Genomic DNA, 24,100 nt, shown 5'->3' with positions numbered 1-24,100 from the left:
CTCGGTGTGCCGGCAGCCTCTCGGCGGTTGCAGTCAGACTTTGACGACGGTGACGCGTCCGGCGCACAGCGTGGCGAGGTCCTCGTGATCGGAAGTGAGGACGGTGACGGGGCCGGGTGCGGCCAGCGCGGTGGCGCTGAGCATGGCGTCGATGGCGTACTTGTGGCCGTGGAGACCGGCGTCGGCGAGGAGCGTGGCTGCATGCCGTGCGATCGACTCGGTGACCGGTTCCACAACAAGGCGGGAGAGCGTCCACTCCAGAGCCGGGCGGTTGATCCGAGGATGGACCACTTCCACGAGCGTGGCCGCCGACGTGATGACCCGCAGGTCATCGGCGCGGGCCAAGGCGAGCCAGCCGGTCACTGTGCGGTCGCGCAGGACAGCCTTGGCCAGTCCTTCGCTGTCGAGGACCAGGGTGCCGCCAGGGGTGGCGGGGGAGCGGGTCACGCGGCGTTCGCTCCGCCCTGCCTCTGCTCACTGCGAGCCTGCTGGAGCTGGTCGCGGAGCGCCTGGATCTCCTCGTCCGTGACCGGGCCGTGCTCGGCTTCGGCGACCTGGATGAGTTCGTTCAGGTTGTCCCGCTCGATCTGGCGGGCGACGGCTGAGGCCACGTAGGCGGACAGGCCGGAAGGACCGCCGCGGGCCTTGGCGGCTTCGGCGATGTCGCGCGGCATGGTGATCGAGTACTTGCCGGTAGGCTCGCTCATGCTACTGATCCTACCTCTTATCCTCTCCCCTGTGAGGGTGGTGCTCGAATGTCGCGGTACGGGCGGCGGTCCGGCCGGCCGGGGACGGGTGCCGGGCAGTTCGTACTGCAGGGCAGTGCTGGGGCTCGGCGAGGGGCGTTGCCCCGGCACTGCCGCCTGTGCGGCCGACCGTGAGTCGGACGCCGACCTCCGCGGCCGGCAGGGCGAATCCAGGGTTGGTGTACGGATAGCCACGGAAGAACTGCCGAGCGAACTGGGTGAGTTGGGCGACAGAGGTGCGGAAGGCGCCGGGCACCGAAGTGCGGGCCCGTCGTCGCGCCCCGCCACGCCTGCCCCGGGACGGCCGGGCGGCCCCGCCCCGCCCTCGAGACCCCGCCTCGGCACGCTCGAGAACGGGCCCCGCACGGTGGCCCCGGACAGAGCCCGATGCCTAACCTGACCGGGGTTCGCACCGCGCCCCGCTCCTCCTGAGACGCACGCTTATGGAGTTGAGCGCTTCGGCTATGGCTCGTCTCACCGCACTGGAGTTGACTCATCACATGACGAACACACAGAACACGCAGACGACCGGAACCAAGACGACGCTGGTGATCGGCGGCACCGGCAAGACCGGCCGCAGGGTCGCCGAGCGGCTCACCGCACAGGGCCTTCCGGTGCGCATCGGATCACGCTCCGGCGAGCCGCGGTTCGTGTGGGAGGACTCCTCCACATGGGACGCCGCGCTCGATGGCGTCGGCGCCGTCTACGTCACCTACTACCCCGACCTCGCCTTCCCCGGCGCCGACGAGCACATCGCCGCCTTCTCCAAGCTCGCCGTCGCCAAGGGCGCCACCCGCCTCGTGCTGCTCTCCGGCCGCGGCGAGGAAGGCGCCGTGATCGGCGAGAACAAGCTCAAGGAGTCCGGCGCCGACTGGACGATCGTGCGCTCCAGCTTCTTCAACCAGAACTTCGACGAGAGCTTCTTCCTCGAGCCCGTCCTGGCCGGCGAGATCGCCCTGCCGACCGGCGACGCGGTGGAGGCCTTCGTCGACGCCGACGACATCGCCGACGTCGTCGTCGCCGCCCTCACCGACCCCAAGCACATCGGCAAGACCTACGAGCTCTCCGGCCCGCGCCTGCTGAGCTTCCGCGACATCGCCGACGAGCTGACCAAGGCCACCGGCCGCCAGATCCAGTACATCCCGATCACCAAGGACGAATACCGGGCCGCCCTGGTCGAGCACGGCCTGCCGGCCGACTTCGCCGAGCTGTTCGAGAACGTCCTCGACGGGCGCAACGCCCACCTGGTCCACGGCGTCGAAGAAGCCCTCGGCCGCAAGCCGAAGGACTTCGCCGACTACGCCCGGGAAGCCGCCGCCCGCGGCGTCTGGAACGTCTGAGCCCACCCCCTGAGCGCCGGTGCCGCGGACGCGGACTGGACGGACGCACCCGCGTCCGCGGCACCGGACCAGCCCGCACCACCCACCGACCAGGAGGCGGCCATGAGCAACCCCATGTCGAGCGAACGCCTCGACACCCTGCCCGGCCACTTCCACGGCTTCGCCCTGATGCACATCGCCATGCGCCGCGACGCCCGCAGGCTGGGCGCCGCGGCCCCCCGCCTCACCGCCCGCGGCCTCGACCCCGCCGCCCAGTGGTGGCGCCGGCTGCGCGACGTCATCGACTGGCACCACCGCAGCGAGGACGACTTCCTGTGGCCCGAACTGCTGCGCCGACACCCAAAGTTCCGGCCGCAGGCCGACGAGATCGCCGGCGACCACACCGAACTGGACCGGGCGATGGACCAGGTCACCACCGCCCTGTCCACCCCGGCCGGCCTGACCGCACTGCCCGGCGCCGCAGCCCACTTCGGCGAGGTCCTGCACCACCACCTCGCGGACGAGGAGAAGATCGTCTTCCCCGTCTTCGCCCAACTCGCCGCCCGCGACTACCTCGCCCTGGAACAACGCCTGGTGCGCACCGCACCAGGCGGCGTCCTGACCTACCTGCCACCGTGGATGTTCGACGGCGCCGACCGGCACTCCGTGCAGCTCGTCGCCGCCACCATGCCGCCGCCCGTACGGCTGCTCGGCCGCACCGTCCTGCGCCGCCGCTACGAACGCGGCCTCGCCGCCGTCCTCGACCCCCGCTGACGACCACCCACCCCCGCGCCCACACACGTCCCACGCGCACCCGCCGGAAGGAAGCCCGGATGTCCACGGCCCAGCCCGCGCTCTACGCCGCCACCATCGCCATGGGCCTGAGCGCCGGCCTCTACTTCTCCTTCGACGTCTCCGTCCTGCCCGGACTCGACCGCGGCGACGACCACACCTACGTCGCCGCCATGCAGAACATCAACGAGGCCATCGAGAACGGCCTGTTCGGACTCGTCTTCTTCGGCGCCTTCCTCGCCACCGGCGTCGCCGGCAGCCGCCTGACCCGCATCGGGCAGCGCACCGCCGCCCGCTGGACCTGGGCCGCGCTCGCCCTCTACACCGCCGCCGTGATCCTCACCCTGCGGATCAACGTCCCCCTCAACAAGCGCCTCGCCGCAGCCGGCCTGCCCCAGGCCGCCGGCGAACTCGCCGACCTGCGCCGGACGTTCAGGAAAACCTGGGTCCCCTCCAACGCGGCCCGCACCCTGGCCTGCACCGCCGCCCTGCTCTGCCTCGGCCGGGCACTGTCGACACTGCGCCACTGAAGGCGCCCCGCGCCCCCGAAACTGCGCCCGTCCTGCCGGACGTCCCCCGCACGGCAGGGCGGGCGCACCCGTCCCCCAGCCTCCAGCGAAGAGGTACCGACCCGTGGATGCACTCACCGGCCTGCTCGAAGGCCCCAAGGCACGCGGCGCGTTCCTGATCAAGTCGGTCTTCAGCCCGCCGTGGGCACTGCGCGTCGAAGACCGCGCCCCCATCTCCCTGGTCACCATGGTCCGCGGCGACGCCTGGGTCCTGCCCGACCGCTCCACCCCCGCACTGCTGCGGCCCGGCGACGTCGCCGTCCTGCGCGGCCCCGACCCGTACACCATCGCCGACGCACAGGACACCGGAGTGCAGATCGTCGTCGGCCCCGAACAGCGCTGCAACACCACCGAAGGCGAGGACGTCACCGACACCATGGCGCTCGGCGTGCGCACCTGGGGCGACGAACTGGGCCAGGGCTCCTCCGTGATGCTCAGCGGCACCTACCAGGCACCCAGCGAAATCGGCCGCCGCCTGCTCAACGCCCTGCCCGCCCTCCTCGTACGCCCCGCCGGCGCCGAGGACAACGCACTCGTCTCCCTGCTCGCCGAGGAGATAGGCCGCGACGAACCGGGCCAGGAACTCGTCCTCGACCGCCTGCTGGACCTGCTGTTCGTCAGCGTGCTGCGCACCTGGCTCGCCGAACCCGGCGCCGGCGCCCCCGCCTGGTACCGGGCCCAGTCCGACGCCACCGTCGGCCCCGCCCTGCGCCTGCTCCACGACAACCCGGGCCAGGCCTGGACGGTGGAACTGCTCGCCCGCAAGGTCGGCGTCTCCCGCGCGGGCCTGGCCCGCCGCTTCACCGCCGTGGTGGGGGAGCCGCCCATGTCCTACCTGGCCACCTGGCGGCTCACCCTCGCCGCCGACCTGCTGCGCGAACCGGACGCCACGGTCGCCACCGTCGCCCGCCGCGTCGGCTACAGCAGCGCGTTCGCCCTGAGCGCCGCGTTCAAACGCGTACGGGGCATGAGCCCCCAGGAATACCGCACCACCCGCGCAACCGAACAGGAACTCCCCGCGGGCACCCCGGCCCAGACCATCGTCCTCACCACATCAACCTGACCCGGCACGCCGCCGACGGTGCCGCGCCCCCACGGGCGCTGGAGCACGTCGCTCCGGCCAGTCAGCGGCAGAAGCGCCGCCACCCCTCCCACCACGGCACGGCCCGGCCCCCGGCGTCCAAGCCGGGGCCGCTGCGGTAGGTGCCCGAGCCGTCTCCTCAGCGCTCCCGTGCGTACGTCACGATCCACGACACGGCGAGAGCAACCCCGAGTACCCCCACGCCGAAGATGCCAAGGGCCGTCCAGATCCCCTTTCCGTCCACCGCAGCGCGCACCCCGCCGGTGAGCCCGCCGACGGCCATGCAGATGCCGAGTACGAACGCCCGTGAGGTCCGGGGTCTCAGCCAGTGCCACACACTCGGGCGGCGCCGACCGGGCGGTGGCGGGCTCGCGGAGTGCCTCATCGGTACCTCACCCTCCCCGGTGCCGCTGGGGCCTCCACATAGGTATCGCCCGACTCCTTCTTCGACGGGGTGTAGTAGAAGTCGATTCCCGTCGCCACCACGGCGACCGGCGCGCCGAATATCTTCCCCCCGAACTTGCCGATCGTGTTGATGAACGTGGGGCGGTGGTGTTTCCCGTTTACGTCGCTCAGGAGTGAACCCTTCTCGAGGTGCTTGCTGGCCTCGCCGGCGGCGAAGGAGGGCGTGCCGCCGATGAAGCCCAAAGGACTTCACCCGGGCGTGCGTCTGCACCCGCGACTACCGCGACCTCGACGACTTGCGGCGCATCCTCACCGTGCTGCGGGAACAGGCATGCTCGGGAGGTCGGCGGCTTCCCGGGCGCAGAGCTGTCGTCGACAGGCACGGGCCTCGGTCTGGGCTCTGGCAGCCGTTACTCCACTTCCTCGAAGTTGTAGCTGTAGCCCTTGCTGCCGATCTTGATCTGCACGGTCCGGTAGCCCGGCTCGCCGTTCTTGGCGTGCTCGCTCCAGTACTGGCACGTGAAGCCGGTGTCGGCCCCGTAGTCGAATGCCTTCGCGGCGGGGAGTTTGTCGCAGGCGACCTTGCTCGCGTCGGTACGCCCGGACTCGGCGCCGTACCTCTCGTAGATCATCTGGTAGACGAGCTTGTCGACCAGGAGAGCCTTCTTGGGCTCCTTGGTGTACGAAATGATGCTGCTGCCCTCGGTGTAGCTGTCGCTGATCTTGACGTCGTAGGGGATCTCGGCCCCCGCGTACGTCACCACGCACTGGCTGACGGCGCCGGCTTTCTGGGTCACGCCGGCGGGGCATGTGGCGCTGGTCTCACCGACGACCTTGGCGGCGCTGAGCACGTTCTCGCGCAGCGCGTGCTCCACCTTCTTCACGAAGGGAGTGCTGAGATCGGGGGCCGGGGTGACCCGGAGCTTGTCGCCGCCACGCATGTACACGTCCGGCTGAGGGCCGGTGATGGCGACCGGAAGGGCCTTCGCCGCGTCGTCCGTGCTGCCGCCCTGGGCGGTTTCCGAAGCGCCGCAGCCCGCGCTGAGCAGGGTCGCCGCGGCCACGCCGGTCAGAATTCTGGGGAATCGCATAAGAGGAGCGTAAGCTCCCCCGCCCGGCGGGCCGTGCCCGGGGCTCAGCACCGTTCCCCGCCCGCCGCCGCCCCTCGCGAGCGCCCCGATGTTGCGGACAACACGGCGCATCTGGCGATCAAAGCCGCCGCCCTGACCTGGTGGGGTAATGGCGATGGCGTCAGCGGTTGACGTGAGCCGTCAGTTCGCGGTTCGTAGCGCGGGCGGCGTCAAGGTCCTCGTCCCGTTCGGTGCGTTCGCCGCGCAGATCGAGGATCTGCTGGAACCACCCTCATGCCGCTGACGGCGCCTGGATTCACAACGCGCATCCCATTTGCGGAGCGAGTTCCTCGATCATGGCACCCAGATGCTCGCGCGCGAGGCCACAGAAGGCATGTTGGGACATGGCCGCCCGGGCCCGTTTGGTCTTCACACACCAGACAACTCGCGCGGCCTTCCGCATGTCCCAGACGGTCAAGATCAATCGCGGGGCAGCCCGCAAGCCTCCGTCGGCCCTGGTAGGCGGCTGACGGAGCGTCGGCTGCGGTGCGGTGTGCTCAGTCTGTGAGGAAGGCACCTTCGCGGCAAGCGCGGCAGATGAAGACGTAGCCCAGCTGGCCGCCGAGGGTCATCGCGGTCTGCGCGGAGATCCCTTCCTCTAGATGTGCCGCGAATTCCATCGGGCCGGTGCAGGAGGGGCATGCGGGCAGTCGGTCGTCCTCAAGGTAGGAGGCGCTGCCTCCGAGCGACCCGAGCACTTCGCGTTGCTTCCCGAATCGTTCTCCGGGTTCCCGCTTCCATCCCGAACGGGCAAGGTCGTATGCGTCAGGCGTGAGCCGGTCGTCGTTCTCTTCGGGGTCGAGCGTCACGACGTGGTTGCGGATGGCCGAGGTGGCGGGCAGTAGCGTCACGCCCGTCTCGGGCACGGCTACCGGATGCAGTCCCTCCCGGGGAAACAGGTAGACCCGGTTCGCGCCGGAAGTCGCGTCCCAGAATTCGCATGCGCCGGGGTCGTTCTGGCACACGAATACCGACAGGACGCCGTCCTCGAAGGGGAGATGGGCGAAGAACTGCAGCGGCCCTCCGCAGCAGGAGCCGCACATGGGCCAGGTGAATCCTGCAGGAGCCAGCGGCACGCCCCCGGTACGCGGGACGTCGGAGTCGGCCGGTGCGGTGCCGTCGTAGATCATCAGAGTTGTCTGCATGGCCAGAGGCTACGGGCGGCCTACTGGCCTGAAGGGATGCGGGGGCTGATCGTGCGGAAGGGACGGCCACACCCCGGCGCCCAGTTGCGGATCACCGACGCCGACGGTCTGCGGCTTACCTGCTTCGCCACCAACACGGCAGACGCTCCGATCGCCGCACTCGAAAGGCCCTCGGTCATTGGCTCGCCGCAGTTGCTCGAGAATGAGCTCGACGAGGACATCCTCGACGAGTCACGCACCTACTTCGAGGAGCTGGAGATCAGCGACGAACTGCTGGCCGGCATCGAGGGTCTGTGCTTCGACGCCGGCCTGGACATCTACTATCACTGCGCGCCGGCCTGGGGCGGCGAGGACGACCTCTTCGACGTCCACTCACTGGACGACCTCGCACTGCTCCCCAACCTCAGATGGGTCACTGCGGTGGACGACGGCACCCTGGCCCGCAAGCAGGACAGGCGGGGGCTCCTTGCCGCCCGCGGTATCACAGCGAGCTGAGGAGCAGCCCATGGAGCCGACGGAAGAGCAAAGTGGAACCATGCGGTGTATTCACTGCGGACAGGACATCATGTGCGGCCAGCCGGCCCTGGGCGGCCCGTGTACCGGGCAGGTGCACGTCCACAGCAACGATCCCGCCTGTTTCCCGCGGCAGGGACCAGACAGCCCGCGTGCTCAGCCGGGGCACAAGTGCTCTTGCAAGGTCGTGCACCTCAGCCCGAGCGTCGCCCCTGTCCGGCCCCCTGTCCCGCGCGTGATAGAGGACCCCAGTCCGGCACGCACTCGCAACGGTGCGACGAGGACCGACAACGAGAAACTGGCCGAGGTCGGCAAAGCGTTTCTCGGCACGATCACGCCCACCACGGAGCCGAACGTCATCGAGCTGGCAGACGGTGCAGGAGTCTGCGTCGTCCACCCCGCCCGCGGAGGCGGCAAGGTGTACGTCGCCCCTGACGAGACAGTCCTGTTCGTCCCCTCCTTCATGCACTTCGACACCGGGCTCAGCGCGTTCCTCAACGGCGCACGAACACCCGTGGTGCCGTAACCGCGCGACTGTCGTGGCCGACCGCGAGTTGTTGAGGTCGTGGGTGCGGCCCGGCAGCGCGGGCGAGATCCACAGCACATCTCCGGCGGGTCGGTGACGACTTGGACGTTCACTCCGTGCCGGCGGTGCTTGGCGGAGTAAACCAGCCGCTCGGCGGCCCGCACGACGCGGTCGCCGACGCGCGGCTCCTCGTTGCGAAGCTCGAACAGATGGCCGCGACACCACCCACTTCACCCTGGTGATCCTCCCCGACCAGAAACGGGGGCCAGAGCCGCACGCGCGGTCACTCTCACAAACGACCAGTTGCGAGAGTTCTGCGAGAGGCCCGGAGTCGATCACGTTTCCGCAGGTCGCGATTCGCGGAAGTCCTCTCAAAACCGGGGCGTTGTGCGAGACAGTTCTGACAGGCTGCCGGGGTGGATCTGACGCCTGCTCAAGCCGCAATCGCGGTAGAATGAAACGACTGTCCGAACTGTGAAGCCCCGGCGGGCAGTCCCTGCCGCACCCGTGGGCGCGAGCTCAAGCGCCTGGCCCGCAACGCCGCCGAGCTGATGACCCTCTCCGGCCAGCTCCAGGGCGCCGGCATGCAGCTCGAACTCCTCACCGGCCCGCTCACCGGGATCTACGACCCCAACGGCATGGGCGCCATGTTCTTCGCCGTCGTCGCAGCCGCGGCACAGATCGAGCGCAACTACATCCGGGAGAAGACCCTGGAGGGCCAGGTCACCGCCGCCGTCGAAGGGCAACCACGGCGGACGCCCGAACACTGTTCGGTGTGGCCATGTGAGCACGATAGCTCCAACGCACCCTGAATGACACCGAAATGACGCCCCGTATGACGCCGGTATGACGTCTGCACCGACGCCGCGCAACTGACAGCGGGCGCGCCCATTGGGTACCCCGCATGTCTGGTCCCGACGTGCGCGTCGTCATACACGCCGACGCCGCCGACTGCCGACCGGCTGTCACTGCACCCCACCGACTCCCGCCCGTGCCGGTGAACCCCGTCACCCGGCGCGGACGGGTCCAGCCCCCCGGGGCACCGTCCACACAGGAGGAAAGATGACCATCGCGTTAGACCGTCCCGTGGGCACCACCGACGCGGCCACGCTCGTCCCGGCCGGGACGATGCAGCGACTGACCGCCCGCATCGTCAAGGACCATGCCGACATCGACCACGCCACCGCGCGGCGCATCGTCAGCCAGGCCGCTGCGTTCCTCGCCGCGAGCGGCCAGTGCCCCGGCAGCGAACTCGCACCGAGCGAGCTCGTCGACATCGGCTGGCGCACGTTCATCCTGCACACCGTCGACTACGCCTCTTCTGCGAGCAGGTCGCCGGCCGGTTCATCCACCATGTCCCCACCGACGATGGCGACCAGGCCCCCGGCGATGGCGCGGCAGCGCGCGTGCGCACCCTGACCGCCATCACCGAGGCGGGTTACGCGATCGACCACGATCTATGGCCCGAAGCCGCCAAGATGGGGACGTGCTCCCAGTGCCACGCCGGGTGCACCGACAGCCCGAACGGCGGCAAGAAGTAGCGCAATCAGCGGTCTGTCGGCCGCCCGGTACGCCCCGGGCGGCCGGCCCCGCGAACGGAGCAGCAGGTGACGAACACCGCGTGGGACATGTACTCGAAGCAGAAGCCTGATCGGCGACCGACGAACGCCGCCGGTGAGACCACCTGGTTCAACTGGACCCAGTACCCCGACCACGGGCCCGGCGCCGAGATCCTCGGCATCGGCCCGGGTGCGAGCGTCTTGGACCTTGGCTGCGGCAAGGGCGGCAACCTCGCCCACGTTGCCGCGCTCGGTGGACAGGCGGTCGGTGTCGACGTGTCCCTCGCCCAGCTGAAGACCGCCGAGGTGCGATGGGCCGATGCCGACCTGGTGCTGCACCGCACGGACGCCGTCCGGTTCCTCGAGGAGACCGGCGAGCACTTCGACGCCGTCTACTCGGTGTTCGGCGCGGTCTGGTTCACCGCCCCCGAGGATCTACTGCCGGCCGTCCGGAAGCGGCTCAAGCCCGGCGGCGTGTTCGCCTTCTCGCAGCGTCCGGCCGTCGAAGGTTGCTACGGCTGTCAGGCCTCGTACATCAATCGCTCTGAGGACGAGGACCCGCTCGTCGTGAAGCGCTGGGACTACGAGCCCGAACGCTGGGCGGAGGTCCTCTGCGAGCACGGATTCCCATCGCCCGTGGCGAGCGTCCTGCCCGCGCCACCTGGCCCGCGTAAGGTCGGCACGCTCATCGTCCGCGCCCGGGCCTGAACGGATTCCCTGTGGAGTGCCATGGAAGGGTGCATCCCTTCGGGATGGTCGAGTTTCTCCGCAAGCTCCTCAGTGATGCTGCATTCCGGGAAGACGCGGTGAGCGTGGTCATGCCGGAAGAGGCGTCCTTCATCAATGGGGGGAAGGTGCGGGCCACCCTGTCGAGATGACCCCATAGTGGGGCATGGCTCGTTACCGGGGGCTCAATCACTTGAACCGTGCCAGGACAACGTGGGTCACCGATCCGGGTAAAGACTTGCATCTATGCAAGTTGCATGGATGCAAGTCTTTGGAGATCGCCCCGTCCCTCGGCGGCGCCCCCGAACACGAAACGCGGGCGCCGGCCCGCCGGAAGATCCGGTGGACCGGCGCCCGCGCGCGGGGGAGCCGACCCGTCACCCCACCCCGCCCGACACCTCCTCGACCGCCCGCACGACCTCCTCGGGGGCCTCCAGCGGCAGCATGTGCCCCGCGCCCTCGAGTTGCTCGAACCGGGCACCGGGCAGCGTGTCGGCGACCGTCCGGCCCAGCGCCGGGGCGATGACCTTGTCGGCGCCGCCGGCCAGCACCACCGCCGGGGCGGAGATGCGGGCCAGGTCCGTGCGCAGGTCCATGCCGCGCGTGGAGGCGAACGCATCGGAGCGCATCTGCGGCGAAGTGGCCGCGAACATCTGCCGGTTGACCTCCCCGGCACGGGCGTCGGCCCGTTTGCCGAGCATGTTCTGCCCCAGCAGCAGGCGGCCCAGCGCCGGCCGGCGCACCGCCCATGAGAAGACGGGGCTGCCCATCATCTTCACTTCGCTGTCGGGCGTGTCCTGGTCGTGGGCGGCGGTGCCCAGCAGCACCAGGCCGCCCACCCGCGCCCCGGGCGAGGCCGCGTACGCCATCGCCGCGAACCCGCCGCCCGAGTGCCCGACCACGATCGCGCCGGACGCCTCCACGTGCTCGACGACCGCGCCGAGGTCCGCGCCCAGCCGGGGGACCGAGAACGGCTCCCGGCCGAGCGTGGAGGCGCCGTGGCCGCGCAGGTCGTACAGCACGACCCGGTGCCCCTGGCGGATCAGCCGGTCCGCGACCGTGCCCCACACCCGGCGGGCCGCGGCCCAGCCGTGCACAAGGACGACCGTGCGACCGGAGGCCGCACCGAGCGGAGCGAGGACGGTCACGGCCAGCCGCGCGCCGTCGTCCGTGACCAGCGTGCTCTCCGTGGCGGCCGGCGCCACCGTCGTCATCGCACCCGCTCCTTCGCCAGCACCTCGCCCAGCGCCACGAACGCGGCGCTGGTGGCCTTGGAGTGCTCGGCGCCGATGTCGGCGACCTTCGCGAGCACCTTCAGCCAGCCGTGCGGACGGCCGCGGAAGTGCATGCCGATCTTGGTGCGCCGGCCGCCGTCCAGCGGCTCGAGCAGAAAGTCGCTCGGGCCGCGGAAGACGCCCTCGACGTACTCGACCGACAGCCGCCGGCCCGTCTCGACGGCCGTGGTCCGGGAGGTGAACCGCAGCTTCGGACCGCCCTTGTCGACGCCCTTGGTGTGGACCGTCACCCGCACCTCGCCGCCCACCTCGTCCGGTGAACCGGACCCGGCGGCGAAGGTGTTGGCCGGCACCCACCAGCGGGCCCCGCCGCGGAACTCGGCGATCAGCGCGTCCCAGACGACGTCCGGCGGAGCGTCGATGACCGCCTCGTCGATCAGGTCGTAACCTGTCATGCCAACTCTCCTGTCGGTGTGCGGGTCAGGGTGCGGGCCAGGGGTGCGGGCCGGGGCGGGCCGGGCCGGCGGCCGGCTCGTGTCAGCGATGCCGCCCCGTGCCGCCCCGGCCCCGCGGCCGGACCCGTCAGCCGAAGAAGCCCTGACCGGGGGTGAGGATGTTCGCCGGGTCGTAGCGCCGCTTGGCCCGGCAGAAGTCTCCCCAGCGGGGGCCGAAGTGCGCCTTCCAGTCGGCCGTGGTCATCCGGGGGATCGCGCCGACCAGGTACCGCTTGGCGCCCAGCGCCACCGCCTTGTCGTACAGGCGGCGGTTCTGCTCGAGCATCTCCTTGATGCCCGTCTCGCCCGGGTTGGGGAACCGCAGCAGGTCGAAGAGGTAGCCGACGGACTCGTTCGGCTGCACGGCCAGCGGCCGGGTGACCTTGCGGGTGTAGTACGGGTAGAACAGCAGGAACCCGCCGCCGAGGTCGTTCGCGGTCAGCTCCTTCTCCACCAGCTCCATGAACGCCTTGGTCTTGGAGGCCGGCAGGAACAGGCTCAGCCACGGCTTGGGCTGGAACCAGTGGCCGGTCTCCTTGAGGTAGACCTCGTAGCCGTCGAGCCGGAACATGTAGTCCCGGTAGGGGACGTCCTCGATGACGGCCTCGGCCCGGATGTCGCGCAGCCCGGCCAGCAGCTTCGCCCGGTCGGGGACGGCCGTGCCCGAGTAGTTGGCGGCGACCTCCATCTTGTAGCGCCAGCCCGAGTCGTCGCTCTTGCGCAGCATCTCGCCGGCCTGGACGTCGAAGCGGTTCTCCGTCATGACCTTCTCGCCGTCGGCGAGGTAGGTGGCCAGGTCGTTGTAGAAGAGGCTGAAGACCACCGACCGCTGGGGCGCGGCCGTCAGCTTCACCTTGGCGCGCAGGATGATCGCGGTCTGGCCGCCGCCGGAGAGCACCGAGTTGAACAGGTCGGGGCGGGAGGAGGCCGAGACGGTGAAGAGGTCGCCGTTGCCGGTGACGACGTCCAGCGAGTGGACGGTGTCCGCCAGCAGGCCGAACTTCTGCACCGTGCCGCCGATGCCGCCGATGGAGACAGTGCCGCCGATCGACAGGTGCAGGTAGTCGGGCAGTGCCGGCGGGGTCTTGCCGACCTTCAGCGCGGCGTCGGTCAGCTGCCCCCAGGTGACACCTGCTTCGACGACGGCGTTGGTCGAGTTGATGCTGATGATCTTCGACATGGCGCGGGCGTCGATGGAGATGCCGCCGCGCGGCACGGCCGCCTGGCCGTAGACGGAGTGCGACTCCATGTCGTCGCCGGTGCCGCCCTGCCCGTTGACGGCGATCTTCAGCTTGTTCGCCCGGGCGTAGTTGACCATTTTGACGATGTCCCGGTCGGAGCCGGGACGCAGAACCGCCCACGGCGCCGACGGCTTCAGCCGCCCGAAGTCCTTGCGGAAGCCCTCCAGATCGGTCGCCGACGTCGTCAGCGTGCCGTCCAGGTCCGGGACCTGCTTCACCTCGACCCTGCCGTCGGCGACCTCCGCGGCCGTCGCCCACGACTGGTTGGCGACACTCCATCCCGCGACCGTGGCCGCGATGCCGCCCAGTACCTTGCGCCGCGAGAGCGTGCTGCTGTTCATCGGCGTCTGCCTCCCGTTGTGGTTACACGTGGTCCAGTGCCGGTCTGCCGGCATTGACTGTGGTGGCGAGCTGGTACTCGCCCAGGTCGAAACGGCGCGTCGTGCGGCGGAACCGCCACGTGTAGGTGGGCCAGATCGACGGGTTGCGGCCGTGCTCGTCCAGATACCAGCTCTTGCAGTTGCCCGCGTTCCACACGGTGCCCTCGAGCCGGCCCTGGAGATGTTCGTTGTACGCCTGCTGGGCCTCGGCGCGGACCTCGACGCTGGCCAGGCCCCGCTTGTCCATCTGCCCCAGGGCGTCAAGGACGTAGCCGATCTGCGCCTCGATCATCACCACCTGCGAGGAGTGCCCCAGCGTGGTGTTGGGGCCCAGCAGCAGGAACAGGTTGGGGAAACCGGCGACGGTGGTGCCGCGGTGCGCGGCCATGCCGCCCTCGCGCCACACGTCGCGCAGCAGCCTGCCGCCGCGGCCGGCGATCCGGCCGGCGACGGGCCGGTCGGTGGCCTTGAAGCCGGTGCCGAGGATGATCGTGTCGATCTCGCGCTCGGTGCCGTCCGCCGACACGATCGACTTGGCCCGCACATGGTCGATGCCGTCGGTGACCAGGTCGACGTTGGGCTGCTGGATCGCCGGGTACCAGGTGTTGGAGAACAGCAGCCGCTTGCACGCCATCACGTAGTCGGGCGTCAGCTTCGCCCGCAGCTGCTCGTCGGCGACGGACTTGGCCAGGTGGTCGCTGGCCATCTTCTGCATCTTCCCGGCGACCTTCGGGCGCTTCATCACGAACGCCAGGACCTCACGGCCCCACATGTTGAAGTTGCGGCGGAACCGCTGGTAGCCGGGCACGTTGTGCAGCAGCTTCGACTGCAGCGCGCTGGTCGGCTTGTCGTTCTTCGGCCCGATCCACGCCGGCGTGCGCTGGTACAGGTCCAGACGCCCCACCTCGGGCTGGATCTTGGGAACGAACTGGATCGCGGAGGCGCCCGTGCCGATGACGGCGACGTTGCGGCCGGTCAGGTCGTGTCCGTGGTTCCAGCGCGAGGAGTGGAACACCGTGCCCTCGAAGTCGGCCAGGCCCGCGATGTCGGGGACGGCCGGCTCGGACAGGTAGCCCGTGCCGGACACCAGCACCTGGGCGGTGTAGTCGCCCTGGGAGGTGGTCACATGCCAGCGCCGGGCCGTCTCGTCCCAGCGGGCCGCGAGCATCTCGTGACCGAAGCGGATGTAGGGGCGGACGCCGAACCGGTCGGCGACGTCACGCAGGTAGTCGTACAGCTCGGCCTGCTTGCCGAACGTGGACTTCCAGCCCGGGTTCTGCGCGAACGAGAACGAGTACAGGTGCGACATCACATCGCACGCCGCCCCCGGATAGGAGTTGTCGCGCCAGGTGCCGCCGACCTCGTTCGCCCGCTCGAAGACCAGGAAGTCGTCGATGCCCTTCTGCAGCAGGCGCACCGCCATGCCCAGGCCGGAGAAACCGCTGCCGATGACCGCGACGCGCAGATGCCGGGTGGGGCCGCCGCCCGTCGCCTGCACGCCGGACGCAGGATTCCCGTCGCTGCGCGCGGGTTCCAGAATGCTCGTCACGTGGGCCTCCTCAGCGGCGCGCGATGGTGACGCGGAAGTTGTTGAAGAACTTGTCCTCGAGCGTGTAGGCGAAGATGTCGAGGTAGCGCTCGAAGCGGGCCACGACCTCCTCGCCCTCCAGGGCGACGGCCTCGTCCCGGCGGGCGGCCAGCAGCTCCAGCCAGGCACGGCAGGCGACGGCGAACGACTCGCGCTCGTTGACGATCTCGACGACGTCGAACAGCCCCTCCGCGGCCTGCGTGAGCTCGTGCAGGTGCGGGATGTGGCAGTTCTCGAACTCCGAGCGCTGCAGGAACTTCAGGTCGTCCAGCAGCTGCCGGTTCATCGGCAGCGCCTCCGCCGTCATGGTGTGCAGCACGAACCGGCCGCCCGGCTTGAGGGCCGCGCCCACCTTGTTGAAGAACACCCGGTACTTCTTGGTCCGCTCCCGCGGCGGCAGCGTGGAGGACACGAAGTGCTCCAGCGCGTTGATGCAGAACGCCGCGTCATACGGGTCGTCGGTGGTGTGGTCCTCCCACGACTCGACCCGGGTGGTGATCCGCGGGTTGTCCAGGCCGGCGATGAACGCCTCCTGGGTGCGGCTGAGCGTCAGGCCGACGGCCTGCTTGACGCCGTGGACGGTGGTGAGCCGGTTGAGCATCGTGCCCCACCCGCACCCCACGTCCAGCACCCGCCGGCTGCCGGCCGCGCCCGCGAGCTCGACGAACCGGTCGAGCTTGCGCTCCTGGGCCTCGTCGAGCGCCTCCGTGAGGCCCTCGCCCTCCTCCCAGTAGCCGCCCGAGTACATCATCGTCGGGCCCAGCAGGAGGCGGTAGAAGTCGTTGCTCACCTCGTAGTGGTGCCTGATCGCGTCGACCTCGGGGACCGACTTGTCAGCGACCGTCGTCATCTCTTCCTCAACTCCTACTCCGGGGTGCGGTGTCGGAGAAGAGGAAAGCGAAGTGCTCGCAACAGATGTGCAAGACGCGGCGCGACCAGAGCTGTTGCGCCCACCTTGCGCGGCTGGGGCTTCGATTCCTCCAGAACAAGCCAAGCCCTGCGAGAGAGGACCGAACTCCATGTCGCTGCCCACCATCGAAGAACTGGCCGGCCAGCTCGAGGCCGTTTCGGGCGCACAGAAGGTCGACCCGGACCAGCCGCTCCAGCACATCGCGGACGTCGACTCGCTGGACCTGATGGAGTGGCTGTACGGGTTCCAGAACCAGTACCCGCACATCCCGGCCGACGAGTCGCTGTTCGCCGACATCGACGACACGACCACCCTGCGCGTCGTCTACGACCGGATCGTCCAGCTCGTGCCGGCCCAGGCCTGATCACCGGGAGACGCCTGTGAACGGCTTCGACATCACCGGGTGGGGCATGGCCGTACCCGAGCGCGTGGTCTCCAGCAAGGACCTCGCGCAGCGCTTCGGCGTCGACGAGAACTGGATCGTCAGCCGGTGCGGGATCCTTGAGCGGCGGGCCGTCGGGCCCGGCCAGACAACTGCCTCCCTGGCTGTCGAGGCCGGCCGGCGCGCACTGGACAAAGCAGGGCTGACCGGGGGCGACATCGCGCACCTGATCGTCGCCACCGCCACCCCCGAGCAGCCGTCGCCGGCGACGTCCGCGTTCGTCCACCACGAACTGGGCATCGCCGGCAGCGCGCACGACGTCAACTCCGAGTGCGCCGGCTTCGTCTACGGCCTCGTCCAGGCCATGGCCCTCATCAAGATCGACCCGCGGCCGATCCTGCTGATCGGCTCCGACACCCACACCCTCACCGCCAACCCCGCCGACCGGGACCTGTCGATCCTCGTCGGCGACGGCGCGGGCGCCATCGTCCTGGCCCCCGCGGCCGAGGACCGGGTGCTGGCCTGGAATCTGGGCGCCGACGGCTCCTGCACCGGCAGCCTCAAGGTCCTGGCCGGCGGCAGCCGGATGCCGACCACCGAGGACACCGTCCGCGAGGGCCTGCACTACGCACAGATCAACGGCAACGAGATCTACCTCAACGCCGTGCGCTACACCGTGCGCACGGTGCGGGAGACGCTGACGAACGCCAAGGTCGACGCGGCCGACGTCAGCCACGTCATCCCGCACCAGGCGAACATCCGGATCATCAACTCGATCCTCAGCCACACCGGCCTGAGGCCCGAGGCCCTGGTCGCCAACCTGCACAAGTACGGGAACACCGCGTCCGCGTCGATCCCCATCGCGCTGACCGAGGCACTCGACGAAGGCCGGATCAACGACGGCGACCTGGTCCTGCTGGCCGGCTTCGGCGCGGGCATGACCTGGGGATCGATCCTGCTGCGATGGGACGGAGGAACCGCATGAGCACCGGCAAGCAGACGGGCAGCCGCCCCGAACACCCCGTGGCCCTGGTCACCGGAGCCTCGGGAGGCCTCGGCCAGGCCCTGGCCCTCGAACTGGACGCGCTGGGCTGCAAGGTGGCCGTCCACTACAACAGTTCGAAGGACGCGGCCCGGGCCGTGAAGGACAAACTCACCCACGACTCGATCGTGGTGAGCGGCGACGTCGGCTCCTACGAGGCCGTCACCGCCCTCTACGAGGAGATCAAGGAGAGCCTCGGCCCCGTCGACGTCCTCGTCAACAACGGCGCGATCCGCAAGGACGCGCTGATGGCGATGCAGAACCCGGCGGACTGGGCCCAGGTGATCCAGACCAACCTGATCGGCTCGTTCCACACCGCCCGCGTCACCGTCCCGCACATGCTGCGCCAGAGGTGGGGCCGCGTGATCAACGTGGTCTCGCCGTCGGGCCTGATCGCGACGGCCGGCCAGACGGCGTACTCCGCCTCCAAGGCGGGCCTGATCGGCCTCACCCGCACACTGGCCGCCGAATGCGGCCGGCGCGGGGTGACCGTCAACGCCCTCTCCCCGGGCTTCATGATCACCGGCATGACGAAGGACCTCCCCGACCGCGTGATCGAGGGCATGGAGGACAAGGCCCCCGTCCCGCGCTTCGTCACCGTGGAGGAGGTGGCCCGCAGCGCGTCCCTGTTCCTCGACCAGGACTGCATGACGGGCCAGGTGATCAGCATCGACAGCGGCGTCTCCATCACCTGAGACCGCCTCTCCCTGAGTGGCCCGCCGCCCCCCACAAGGGGCGGCGGGCCACTCCCTGTGGGCCCACCGGCAGTTCAGTCCGCGGGCCACACGGCGGGCTGGGAGCGCCCGGCGGTCGGCGCCGGGTCAGGGCGTACCCGGTTCACCAGGTGCTCAAGGCGGCTGTCGAGGATTTTCTCCGCGTCCGGGTTGATGGTGGACAGGGCCACCATCGCGGTCACGATGACGTCGCACAGCTCCTTCTCGACGTCCTGCCAGGTGTGGGATGCGCCCTTGCGCGGGTTGGCGCCGAGCGCCCCGTGCAGGGCCTCCGCCACTTCACCCACCTCTTCGCTGATCTTGAGCACCCGCAGCAGCCGCACGTCACCGGCCGCAGCGGGGGCGGCCTCCTCGTCCAGCCACTCCCGCAGCCGCTCCACGCGGCTCCATGTCTCGTCCATGCCGTCTCCTCGGTCTCGTCAGAACAGCGTCGGCGCGTCGGGTCGGCCACATCCAGCGGGTCCGTCGCGGCCAGCGCGACAGACACCGTCAGCGCGGATTGGTCGGTGAGTCGGTCATCGCCGGTACGTGGTTCGTGCACGTATCGGCAGGTGTCCACCGGTCCGCGAGGGGCCCGGAAACATGGGCGTGGTCGTACCGGTAGCCGTCTCCGGTGCGGCCTACCCAGGGATACTCCAGGGCGACGGGGGCGACGGTGCGGAAGGCGTCCGCGTACCCGGCCGCGCCGAGTCCGCTGTAGAACGCGTACTCCCGGGTCTGGAACGTGCGGTACTGCGGCACCGGCTCCAGGATGTTGAAGTCTCCGATCACCAGGCGTTGCCCCATCTCTCCGGTGGGCAGGGCGGCGGCCAGGCTCTCGAGGAACGTGCGCTTACGAGTGGCCTTCGCCTCGGTGGCGTCCCGTGAGGGCACGTACACGCCCACGATGTCCAGCGGTCCGCTGTCGCACTGGACGCTCACCGCTGCCACCCGGTGGGGAAGGTAGTCCACCGGCAGCTCCAAGGGTTTGGCGGCGAGGCGGGACACGACCATCACGCCGCGCTCCCTGCTCCCGTACTCCGGGCGGGGGTAAGTCAGCCGGCGGCCTGGAACTCCTCGGCCAGGAAATCACACCCCCACGCTGCGCGCCGTCTCCGTCAGCATCAGCACCGACTCCGGCCGCTCCACCAGGTACCGGAGCTGTGTCTCCGCGCGCCGGCGGGACGGGTTGTTGAGGTTGAACGTCAGGACGTCCAGCATCATCGTCTTCCTGGTTCTTCATGAGTCGGGAGAAGCAGCAACGACCGTACGGGCGACTTCTTCGGCCGGTACGTGGGAGGCGTCCACGTCGAGGACGCGGTGCCCCTTGTTCCGCAGGAACCTACCGGCCTGTGCGAAGTAGGCACATTCGATGCGGCTGGAGCCGTCCACGCGCACGTACCGGGAGTTCGCGCCTCGGGCCGTGAGCCGGGCTAGACATAGGCTTCTGTTGTGATCGAGAGCATCGTGTTCGACGTCGGCGAGACACTGACCCGAGACGACCGCTATTGGGCGTCCTGGGCGGACTGGATCGGAGCGCCGCGGCACACCGTCGCGGCGCTCGTCGGCGCTGTCACAGTGCAGGGCCGCGACAATGCGGACGCCCTGCGGCTGCTGCGCCCCGGCATCGACATCGAGGCCGAGTACGCGGCTCGTGAGGCAGCGGGCCGCGGTGAGCAACTGGACGAACAGGACCTGTACGACGACGTACGGCCCGCACTGTCCGCGCTTCGCACGCTCGGTATCCGTGTGGTCGTGGCAGGAAACCAGACGGCGAAGGCCGCGCAGCTGCTGCGCGGCCTCGAGCTGCCGGCGGACGTGGTTGCGACATCGGGGGAGTGGGGCGTCGCCAAGCCGTCGGCCGGCTTCTTTGCCCGTGTGCTCGAGGTGGCCGAGGCGCCGGCGGAGCACACCGTGTACGTCGGCGACCACCCGGTCAACGATGTGTTCCCTGCGAAGGCGGCCGGTCTGCGCACCGCCCACCTGCGGCGTGGCCCTTGGGGGCACCTGTGGGCGGACGATCCGGAGGTCACCGCGGCCGCTGACTGGAGCATCCGCTCTCTGACCGAACTGACGTCGCTCATCAGCGAGTAGGCAACGCAGAGCGGCCCGCTCGGCACATGCCGACCGGAGTCGTTCACGCACGCCGTGCGTCACCGCCCGGGTACCGTTTCGAGTGCCGCCGTGAACGGAGCATGTATGCCCGCCGACACACCCCGGCAGGTCGGCCGGCGCATCGCGGCCACCCGCCAGTCACGAAGGATGACCCAGGCCGACCTCGCCCGCACCTCCTACGTTTCCCTCGCCATGATCAAAGCGATCGAACGGGGAGCACGCGCGCCCAGCTACACCACCCTCGATTCGATCGCTGCCGCCCTCGCGGTCGACCCGTCGCGGCTCGCAACCGGGCATGTGGGCACGGAGCGGCGTGTCCACGCGGCGCTGCCCGAACTGTCCGCGGTCCTCTCCGCGTATGACATTCCGCTCGGCCCGCCGCGCAACACGGCGGACGAGCTGAAGGGAGCAGTCAGCGAGGCCGTGAGCTGGCGGCTCGCCGCCCAGTACGGGCGCATCGCCCAACATGTGCCGAGCCTGCTCGAGCAGGCCCTTCGACACCTGCACGCCGGCCGGCATCCGGACGCCGCACGCCTTGTGGTCGCCGCCGCCCGCACGGCCGACGCCATGGCCTACAAGTACGGGGCCTACGACTTATCGGCGCGCCTCATCGACATGATGCGCTGGGCCGCCGCCCAGGCGGGCGACCCGCTCCTCAGCGCGTCCGTCGCTTACGTCCGCGCTGAAACCTTCTTCGCTGCCGGCACCCACCAGGCGGGGCTGCGTGCCCTCGAGTTCGCCGTCGATGACGTGCCGCCGCCCGATACTGCCCGCTGCGCCGCCGCTCGCGGTGCCCTGCACATGCGGGCCGCGGTCTTAGCCGGTCGTGCGGGTGATGCCGCTGCAGCAGACGCTCACCTGTCCGAGGCCCGGCAACTGGGGGACAGCGTCAGCGAGGATGTCTACCAGGGCACGGCATTCGGCCCCGACTCCGTACGCATCCACGAGGTGTCCGTCGCCGTCAGCCTGGGCGGCGACCACCTTGGCCGCGCTCTGGCCGTCGCGCGCGAATGGAAGCCGGCCGACCACCTCCCTGCCGAGCGGCGCAGCGGCTTCTACATCGAACTTGCCCGCGCCCAACTGTGGTCCGGCCTCGCCGACCACGCATTCGAGTCGTTGAAGGTTGCCCGGAGCGTGGCCCCGCAGCACACCCGCGAGCACCCCTGGGCCAAGGAAGACGTGACCACGCTCCGCCGCCTCAAGAGGTCCGACGCCGAGGATCTCACGAGCTTCGCCGAATGGATCGGTGCCGTCTGATCCAACTCCTGCGACAAGGGCTACAGGGGCTACATCCTGTAGCCCTTGTCGCCCTTGCGGGCGCCCATCATCTGTCTTGGGCGCCACCGTGCGCCATCCCGTGAGACCCCGGCGACCGCGGACACGGCCCCGGGGCATGGCCAACGCTTACGAGGAGCGTCGACGTGCAGCAACATACAACCGCACAGATTTCGACCACAGACGGCGGCCGTGATCCGAGACCGGTCGACATTTCAGCCATGCGGGACATGGCGCGTCGCGTGCTCGCACTTGGTGAAGCGACGCCCCTGCTCGAGGACTTGGAACGGCTGACCGAGATCCTGCGCGGGCACGTTCAGCTCCTGGTACCGGAGATCCGCGCCCTCATCCGTACGCAGTCCTCCGGCGATCTGCACGCGGGGATTGCACAGGTCGGCGTCGACGAGGCGTGGCGACGGCTGCACACCACGCGTGGCTTCGGCCCGGGCGCTGCCTACCGGCACGCGAAGAAGGTGGCCCTGTCGGTCTGTTCGCTGTGTGACCACTACGAGCACCTGAACCCGCCGGCCCGCTGAGCGCTGCTCCATACCCGGGATCCCTTGGGACCTGGTCGGGCAAAGGCCGTTCACCCAGCCCACGGATGCGGCCTTGGGGCGGGTAAGCGTCGTTGATCGTGTAGCCGGAGCTTCCCGTGCGGAAGTGAAGCCGTCACTCCCCGTGGTGCCTGGCACTGGCGTCGACTGTTGGTCGTTGACGGATAGAGTGTTGGCCAGATGACGGCGATCCAAGAGGAAGACGTACGTGATCCTCTGGGTGAACGGTGCTTTCGGGAGTGGGAAGACCACTCTGGTCGACGAGTTGCACCGGCGTTGGCCTGCTGCTTTGGTGTACGACCCTGAGCAGACCGGCTTCGTATTGCGTGACATCGTCGATGTACCGACCGGGAACTTTCAGGATTTGCCCCTGTGGCGGCGGCAGGTGGTCAGCATGGCTGTAGGGCTGCTGGAGGAGTACGAACGTCCGGTCCTGGCTCCGATGACACTGACCAACCCGCAGTACGTTGCTGAGATCTTCGGCGCGTTGGACGAAGCGGGCGTGGCCATCCACCACTTCTTCCTCAAGGTTCCGTCCGAAGTTCTGGCGCAACGGATCGACGCCCGGAGTGTGGCGCCGCACGATCCTGAACGTGACGAGGCTGCCCGCCAGTGGTGCAAGGCTCAGATTGAGCAGTGCGTGGCTGCGGCTGACGCTTTGCCGACGGACACGATCTTCTTGGACGGCGAGCGTACCTGCCAGGAACTGGCCGATGAGGTCTTGACCCGTGTCGGTGTGGGCGTGGGCTCGTAAGAATGGAAGGGGGAGTGATCATGGCGGAACGTGTGGCTCCGCCTCGTGTGACGGCCGCAGAGCGTGTCGCCTCAGAGGCGGGATTCAAGAAGAGCTGCATCCCTGAAGTGGGCAGGTTGCTCAGGCTGGCCGCTGCTGCGAAGCCCCACGGCATCATCGCGGAGAGCGGCACCGGCTCGGGCGTGGGCACTGCCTGGCTGCACAGCGGTCTTGGCGCCAGTGCACGCCTGGTTACCGTCGAGCGTGACGAGGAGCTGGCCCGTCGCGCGGCCGGTGTCTTCGCGGACGACAATCGCGTCAGCGTTCTCACCGGGGACTGGCGGCTGCTTGAGCAGTACGCTCCCTTCGACGTCTTCTTCTGCGACGGCGGAGGCAAGCGTGACGACCCCGAGGGGGTCGTCGAGCTGCTTGCTCCAGGTGGCCTTCTCATCCTGGACGACTTCACCCCGTCGCCCCATTGGCCGCCTCGTTTTGGCGGCGAAATGGATGAGCTCCGACTGTTCTACCTCACTCATCCGGCCCTGGACGCCACTGAAGTACTCACAACGCCAGCCAGCTCAGTGGTTGTTGCGGCACGCCACCTGTAACAGAGGATGGACACCAAGCGTCGCGTGGTTGTCGGCTCGTCGGCACTCGGGCTGTCGGTCTCTTCGTCCATCAGCCACTTGTCGCTGTCCTGCACCATGAGCACCGCCTCCAGGCGACGACTGGGCTTGCCGTCGAGCGTGTACTCGTTCATCCGTCGGATGCGTCCATGCCGCCATGCTGAACACGCGCACGACTCCGGGGCGGCCCCGGGCACCCGCAGGTTCCCCGGGCCGCGCCCCGGCAGACGTTCCTGCCCGGCCGCCCCGGCAGACGCTCCCGTACGGCGGGCTCGGCAGGCCTGTTCCGCGCCCGCCCGCG

Annotated in this window: 32 protein-coding genes and 3 pseudogenes; 20 read left to right on the top strand and 15 right to left on the bottom strand. The window is 69.5% G+C overall.

Annotated elements, in window-relative coordinates; genetic code table 11:
- Nucleotides 1-33: 33 nt before the first annotated feature.
- Both ACZ4SA_RS33510 and ACZ4SA_RS33505 read right to left on the bottom strand, forming a co-directional pair.
- A complete protein-coding gene (locus ACZ4SA_RS33510) occupies nt 34-447 on the bottom strand; it encodes a PIN domain-containing protein (protein ID WP_468281675.1) in 414 nt (137 codons plus the stop codon).
- A complete protein-coding gene (locus tag ACZ4SA_RS33505) occupies nt 444-707 on the bottom strand; it encodes a CopG family transcriptional regulator (protein WP_307711068.1) in 264 nt (87 codons plus the stop codon). Before ACZ4SA_RS33505 ends, ACZ4SA_RS33510 begins: the two co-directional genes overlap by 4 nt.
- 539 nt (nt 708-1,246) lie before the next feature.
- On the opposite strand from ACZ4SA_RS33505, the gene ACZ4SA_RS33500 reads away from it, so the two are divergent.
- The 4 genes from ACZ4SA_RS33500 (at nt 1,247) to ACZ4SA_RS33485 (ending at nt 4,489) form a co-directional block, all read left to right on the top strand.
- Complete coding sequence (locus ACZ4SA_RS33500) at nt 1,247-2,086, top strand: NmrA family NAD(P)-binding protein (protein ID WP_468281674.1); 840 nt, start codon at nt 1,247-1,249, stop codon at nt 2,084-2,086.
- Nucleotides 2,087-2,188: 102 nt separating this feature from the next.
- Nucleotides 2,189-2,839, top strand: a complete 651-nt coding sequence (locus ACZ4SA_RS33495; protein WP_468281673.1) for a hemerythrin domain-containing protein — start codon at nt 2,189-2,191, stop codon at nt 2,837-2,839.
- A 59-nt stretch (nt 2,840-2,898) separates the two neighbouring features.
- Nucleotides 2,899-3,387, top strand: coding sequence for an anthrone oxygenase family protein (locus ACZ4SA_RS33490; RefSeq protein WP_468281672.1), 489 nt, complete (start codon nt 2,899-2,901; stop codon nt 3,385-3,387).
- A gap of 103 nt (nt 3,388-3,490) precedes the next feature.
- Nucleotides 3,491-4,489 carry an AraC family transcriptional regulator gene (locus tag ACZ4SA_RS33485; protein WP_468281671.1) on the top strand — a complete coding sequence of 333 codons (999 nt, stop codon included), beginning with the start codon at nt 3,491-3,493 and terminating at the stop codon, nt 4,487-4,489.
- Nucleotides 4,490-4,646: 157 nt separating this feature from the next.
- Here the strand turns inward: ACZ4SA_RS33485 and ACZ4SA_RS33480 are convergent, their stop codons facing one another.
- The 3 genes from ACZ4SA_RS33480 to ACZ4SA_RS33470 form a co-directional block, all read right to left on the bottom strand.
- The gene (locus tag ACZ4SA_RS33480; RefSeq protein ID WP_468281670.1) at nt 4,647-4,892 is read right to left on the bottom strand and encodes a hypothetical protein; all 246 of its coding nucleotides are present in this window, start codon (nt 4,890-4,892) and stop codon (nt 4,647-4,649) included.
- The gene (locus ACZ4SA_RS33475; protein ID WP_468281669.1) at nt 4,889-5,155 is read right to left on the bottom strand and encodes a hypothetical protein; all 267 of its coding nucleotides are present in this window, start codon (nt 5,153-5,155) and stop codon (nt 4,889-4,891) included. Before ACZ4SA_RS33475 ends, ACZ4SA_RS33480 begins: the two co-directional genes overlap by 4 nt.
- Before the next feature lie 167 nt (nt 5,156-5,322).
- The gene (locus ACZ4SA_RS33470; protein ID WP_468281668.1) at nt 5,323-6,003 is read right to left on the bottom strand and encodes a hypothetical protein; all 681 of its coding nucleotides are present in this window, start codon (nt 6,001-6,003) and stop codon (nt 5,323-5,325) included.
- 154 nt (nt 6,004-6,157) lie between these two features.
- Between ACZ4SA_RS33470 and ACZ4SA_RS33465 the strand changes: the two genes are divergently transcribed.
- Nucleotides 6,158-6,286, top strand: coding sequence for a hypothetical protein (locus tag ACZ4SA_RS33465; protein WP_468281667.1), 129 nt, complete (start codon nt 6,158-6,160; stop codon nt 6,284-6,286).
- 253 nt (nt 6,287-6,539) lie between these two features.
- Here ACZ4SA_RS33465 and ACZ4SA_RS33460 read toward each other — a convergent pair whose 3' ends face one another.
- Nucleotides 6,540-7,187, bottom strand: a complete 648-nt coding sequence (locus tag ACZ4SA_RS33460; protein WP_468281666.1) for a hypothetical protein — start codon at nt 7,185-7,187, stop codon at nt 6,540-6,542.
- Nucleotides 7,188-7,211: 24 nt separating this feature from the next.
- Here ACZ4SA_RS33460 and ACZ4SA_RS33455 point away from each other — a divergent pair.
- From ACZ4SA_RS33455 to ACZ4SA_RS33445, 3 genes and pseudogenes are all read left to right on the top strand, one after another.
- Nucleotides 7,212-7,352, top strand: a pseudogene (locus ACZ4SA_RS33455) (IS1380 family transposase); the annotation flags it as partial.
- Between the two features lie 27 nt (nt 7,353-7,379).
- Nucleotides 7,380-7,682, top strand: a complete 303-nt coding sequence (locus ACZ4SA_RS33450; protein ID WP_468281683.1) for a DUF6892 domain-containing protein — start codon at nt 7,380-7,382, stop codon at nt 7,680-7,682.
- A gap of 253 nt (nt 7,683-7,935) precedes the next feature.
- Entirely contained in the window at nt 7,936-8,226 is a 291-nt protein-coding gene (locus ACZ4SA_RS33445) for a hypothetical protein (RefSeq protein WP_468281665.1), read from the top strand.
- Nucleotides 8,227-8,244: 18 nt separating this feature from the next.
- On the opposite strand, the pseudogene ACZ4SA_RS33440 reads toward ACZ4SA_RS33445, so the two are convergent.
- Nucleotides 8,245-8,408 (bottom strand): annotated as a pseudogene (locus tag ACZ4SA_RS33440) (transposase family protein); the annotation flags it as partial.
- Between the two features lie 285 nt (nt 8,409-8,693).
- On the opposite strand from ACZ4SA_RS33440, the pseudogene ACZ4SA_RS33435 reads away from it, so the two are divergent.
- The 4 genes and pseudogenes from ACZ4SA_RS33435 to ACZ4SA_RS33420 all read left to right on the top strand — a co-directional run.
- Nucleotides 8,694-8,747: pseudogene (locus ACZ4SA_RS33435) on the top strand (hypothetical protein); the annotation flags it as partial.
- Nucleotides 8,748-8,753: 6 nt separating this feature from the next.
- Nucleotides 8,754-9,038, top strand: a complete 285-nt coding sequence (locus tag ACZ4SA_RS33430) for a recombinase family protein (protein WP_468281682.1) — start codon at nt 8,754-8,756, stop codon at nt 9,036-9,038.
- Nucleotides 9,039-9,288: 250 nt separating this feature from the next.
- Nucleotides 9,289-9,645, top strand: coding sequence for a hypothetical protein (locus tag ACZ4SA_RS33425; protein WP_468281664.1), 357 nt, complete (start codon nt 9,289-9,291; stop codon nt 9,643-9,645).
- A 188-nt stretch (nt 9,646-9,833) separates the two neighbouring features.
- On the top strand, nt 9,834-10,493 hold the full coding sequence (locus ACZ4SA_RS33420; protein WP_468281663.1) for a class I SAM-dependent methyltransferase: 660 nt from the start codon (nt 9,834-9,836) through the stop codon (nt 10,491-10,493).
- Between the two features lie 395 nt (nt 10,494-10,888).
- Here ACZ4SA_RS33420 and ACZ4SA_RS33415 read toward each other — a convergent pair whose 3' ends face one another.
- The 5 genes from ACZ4SA_RS33415 to ACZ4SA_RS33395 all read right to left on the bottom strand — a co-directional run bounded on the left by ACZ4SA_RS33415 (nt 10,889) and on the right by ACZ4SA_RS33395 (nt 16,299).
- A complete protein-coding gene (locus ACZ4SA_RS33415) occupies nt 10,889-11,725 on the bottom strand; it encodes an alpha/beta fold hydrolase (protein WP_468281662.1) in 837 nt (278 codons plus the stop codon).
- Nucleotides 11,722-12,201: an SRPBCC family protein gene (locus tag ACZ4SA_RS33410; protein ID WP_468281661.1), complete on the bottom strand. Its 480-nt coding sequence runs from the start codon at nt 12,199-12,201 to the stop codon at nt 11,722-11,724. The genes ACZ4SA_RS33415 and ACZ4SA_RS33410 overlap by 4 nt, the downstream gene beginning before the upstream one ends.
- A gap of 127 nt (nt 12,202-12,328) precedes the next feature.
- A complete protein-coding gene (locus ACZ4SA_RS33405) occupies nt 12,329-13,822 on the bottom strand; it encodes an FAD-binding protein (protein ID WP_468281660.1) in 1,494 nt (497 codons plus the stop codon).
- Between the two features lie 22 nt (nt 13,823-13,844).
- Nucleotides 13,845-15,410 (bottom strand): flavin-containing monooxygenase, encoded by a 1,566-nt coding sequence (locus ACZ4SA_RS33400; RefSeq protein ID WP_468281659.1) that lies wholly within the window; start codon nt 15,408-15,410, stop codon nt 13,845-13,847.
- 10 nt (nt 15,411-15,420) lie between these two features.
- The gene (locus ACZ4SA_RS33395; RefSeq protein ID WP_468281658.1) at nt 15,421-16,299 is read right to left on the bottom strand and encodes a class I SAM-dependent methyltransferase; all 879 of its coding nucleotides are present in this window, start codon (nt 16,297-16,299) and stop codon (nt 15,421-15,423) included.
- 169 nt (nt 16,300-16,468) lie between these two features.
- On the opposite strand from ACZ4SA_RS33395, the gene ACZ4SA_RS33390 reads away from it, so the two are divergent.
- Genes ACZ4SA_RS33390 through ACZ4SA_RS33380 form a run of 3 tightly spaced genes read left to right on the top strand, consistent with a single transcriptional unit; the run spans nt 16,469 to nt 18,478 of the window.
- A complete protein-coding gene (locus ACZ4SA_RS33390; RefSeq protein WP_356639467.1) occupies nt 16,469-16,723 on the top strand; it encodes a hypothetical protein in 255 nt (84 codons plus the stop codon).
- Between the two features lie 16 nt (nt 16,724-16,739).
- Nucleotides 16,740-17,726 (top strand): 3-oxoacyl-ACP synthase III family protein, encoded by a 987-nt coding sequence (locus ACZ4SA_RS33385; protein ID WP_468281657.1) that lies wholly within the window; start codon nt 16,740-16,742, stop codon nt 17,724-17,726.
- Nucleotides 17,723-18,478, top strand: a complete 756-nt coding sequence (locus ACZ4SA_RS33380; RefSeq protein ID WP_468281656.1) for an SDR family NAD(P)-dependent oxidoreductase — start codon at nt 17,723-17,725, stop codon at nt 18,476-18,478. Before ACZ4SA_RS33385 ends, ACZ4SA_RS33380 begins: the two co-directional genes overlap by 4 nt.
- A gap of 74 nt (nt 18,479-18,552) precedes the next feature.
- Here the strand turns inward: ACZ4SA_RS33380 and ACZ4SA_RS33375 are convergent, their stop codons facing one another.
- From ACZ4SA_RS33375 to ACZ4SA_RS33365, 3 genes are all read right to left on the bottom strand, one after another.
- Nucleotides 18,553-18,918, bottom strand: a complete 366-nt coding sequence (locus ACZ4SA_RS33375) for a MazG-like family protein (protein ID WP_468281655.1) — start codon at nt 18,916-18,918, stop codon at nt 18,553-18,555.
- 88 nt (nt 18,919-19,006) lie between these two features.
- Nucleotides 19,007-19,513 (bottom strand): exonuclease/endonuclease/phosphatase family protein, encoded by a 507-nt coding sequence (locus ACZ4SA_RS33370; protein WP_468281654.1) that lies wholly within the window; start codon nt 19,511-19,513, stop codon nt 19,007-19,009.
- 72 nt (nt 19,514-19,585) lie between these two features.
- Nucleotides 19,586-19,720: a hypothetical protein gene (locus tag ACZ4SA_RS33365; protein WP_468281653.1), complete on the bottom strand. Its 135-nt coding sequence runs from the start codon at nt 19,718-19,720 to the stop codon at nt 19,586-19,588.
- A 231-nt stretch (nt 19,721-19,951) separates the two neighbouring features.
- Between ACZ4SA_RS33365 and ACZ4SA_RS33360 the strand changes: the two genes are divergently transcribed.
- The 5 genes from ACZ4SA_RS33360 to ACZ4SA_RS33340 all read left to right on the top strand — a co-directional run bounded on the left by ACZ4SA_RS33360 (nt 19,952) and on the right by ACZ4SA_RS33340 (nt 23,781).
- Complete coding sequence (locus tag ACZ4SA_RS33360; protein ID WP_468281681.1) at nt 19,952-20,590, top strand: HAD family hydrolase; 639 nt, start codon at nt 19,952-19,954, stop codon at nt 20,588-20,590.
- A 105-nt stretch (nt 20,591-20,695) separates the two neighbouring features.
- Nucleotides 20,696-21,868 (top strand): helix-turn-helix domain-containing protein, encoded by a 1,173-nt coding sequence (locus tag ACZ4SA_RS33355; protein ID WP_468281652.1) that lies wholly within the window; start codon nt 20,696-20,698, stop codon nt 21,866-21,868.
- Between the two features lie 239 nt (nt 21,869-22,107).
- Complete coding sequence (locus ACZ4SA_RS33350) at nt 22,108-22,422, top strand: DUF6415 family natural product biosynthesis protein (RefSeq protein WP_468281651.1); 315 nt, start codon at nt 22,108-22,110, stop codon at nt 22,420-22,422.
- A gap of 226 nt (nt 22,423-22,648) precedes the next feature.
- On the top strand, nt 22,649-23,194 hold the full coding sequence (locus ACZ4SA_RS33345) for an AAA family ATPase (RefSeq protein WP_468281650.1): 546 nt from the start codon (nt 22,649-22,651) through the stop codon (nt 23,192-23,194).
- A 20-nt stretch (nt 23,195-23,214) separates the two neighbouring features.
- Nucleotides 23,215-23,781 (top strand): O-methyltransferase, encoded by a 567-nt coding sequence (locus ACZ4SA_RS33340; protein ID WP_468281649.1) that lies wholly within the window; start codon nt 23,215-23,217, stop codon nt 23,779-23,781.
- The last annotated feature ends 319 nt before the right edge of the window (nt 23,782-24,100 follow it).

Source organism: Streptomyces sp. NPDC027962 (assembly GCF_055566095.1).
The sequence above is the reverse complement of the archived record's forward strand: the minus strand, read 5'-3'. Positions and strand labels throughout refer to the sequence as shown.

What these genes read in the sequence shown, in the direction of transcription:
- ACZ4SA_RS33395 (WP_468281658.1), bottom strand. Translation starts at nt 16,299, where the DNA reads ATGACGACGGTCGCTGACAAGTCGGTCCCCGAGGTCGACGCGATCAGG.
- ACZ4SA_RS33470 (WP_468281668.1), bottom strand. Translation starts at nt 6,003, where the DNA reads ATGCGATTCCCCAGAATTCTGACCGGCGTGGCCGCGGCGACCCTGCTC.
- ACZ4SA_RS33375 (WP_468281655.1), bottom strand. Translation starts at nt 18,918, where the DNA reads ATGGACGAGACATGGAGCCGCGTGGAGCGGCTGCGGGAGTGGCTGGAC.
- ACZ4SA_RS33390 (WP_356639467.1), top strand. Translation starts at nt 16,469, where the DNA reads ATGTCGCTGCCCACCATCGAAGAACTGGCCGGCCAGCTCGAGGCCGTT.
- ACZ4SA_RS33410 (WP_468281661.1), bottom strand. Translation starts at nt 12,201, where the DNA reads ATGACAGGTTACGACCTGATCGACGAGGCGGTCATCGACGCTCCGCCG.
- ACZ4SA_RS33415 (WP_468281662.1), bottom strand. Translation starts at nt 11,725, where the DNA reads ATGACGACGGTGGCGCCGGCCGCCACGGAGAGCACGCTGGTCACGGAC.
- ACZ4SA_RS33490 (WP_468281672.1), top strand. Translation starts at nt 2,899, where the DNA reads ATGTCCACGGCCCAGCCCGCGCTCTACGCCGCCACCATCGCCATGGGC.
- ACZ4SA_RS33500 (WP_468281674.1), top strand. Translation starts at nt 1,247, where the DNA reads ATGACGAACACACAGAACACGCAGACGACCGGAACCAAGACGACGCTG.
- ACZ4SA_RS33465 (WP_468281667.1), top strand. Translation starts at nt 6,158, where the DNA reads ATGGCGTCAGCGGTTGACGTGAGCCGTCAGTTCGCGGTTCGTAGCGCG.
- ACZ4SA_RS33355 (WP_468281652.1), top strand. Translation starts at nt 20,696, where the DNA reads ATGCCCGCCGACACACCCCGGCAGGTCGGCCGGCGCATCGCGGCCACC.
- ACZ4SA_RS33350 (WP_468281651.1), top strand. Translation starts at nt 22,108, where the DNA reads ATGCGGGACATGGCGCGTCGCGTGCTCGCACTTGGTGAAGCGACGCCC.
- ACZ4SA_RS33365 (WP_468281653.1), bottom strand. Translation starts at nt 19,720, where the DNA reads ATGATGCTGGACGTCCTGACGTTCAACCTCAACAACCCGTCCCGCCGG.
- ACZ4SA_RS33425 (WP_468281664.1), top strand. Translation starts at nt 9,289, where the DNA reads ATGACCATCGCGTTAGACCGTCCCGTGGGCACCACCGACGCGGCCACG.
- ACZ4SA_RS33380 (WP_468281656.1), top strand. Translation starts at nt 17,723, where the DNA reads ATGAGCACCGGCAAGCAGACGGGCAGCCGCCCCGAACACCCCGTGGCC.
- ACZ4SA_RS33405 (WP_468281660.1), bottom strand. Translation starts at nt 13,822, where the DNA reads ATGAACAGCAGCACGCTCTCGCGGCGCAAGGTACTGGGCGGCATCGCG.
- ACZ4SA_RS33460 (WP_468281666.1), bottom strand. Translation starts at nt 7,187, where the DNA reads ATGCAGACAACTCTGATGATCTACGACGGCACCGCACCGGCCGACTCC.
- ACZ4SA_RS33480 (WP_468281670.1), bottom strand. Translation starts at nt 4,892, where the DNA reads ATGAGGCACTCCGCGAGCCCGCCACCGCCCGGTCGGCGCCGCCCGAGT.
- ACZ4SA_RS33495 (WP_468281673.1), top strand. Translation starts at nt 2,189, where the DNA reads ATGAGCAACCCCATGTCGAGCGAACGCCTCGACACCCTGCCCGGCCAC.
- ACZ4SA_RS33340 (WP_468281649.1), top strand. Translation starts at nt 23,215, where the DNA reads ATGGCGGAACGTGTGGCTCCGCCTCGTGTGACGGCCGCAGAGCGTGTC.
- ACZ4SA_RS33505 (WP_307711068.1), bottom strand. Translation starts at nt 707, where the DNA reads ATGAGCGAGCCTACCGGCAAGTACTCGATCACCATGCCGCGCGACATC.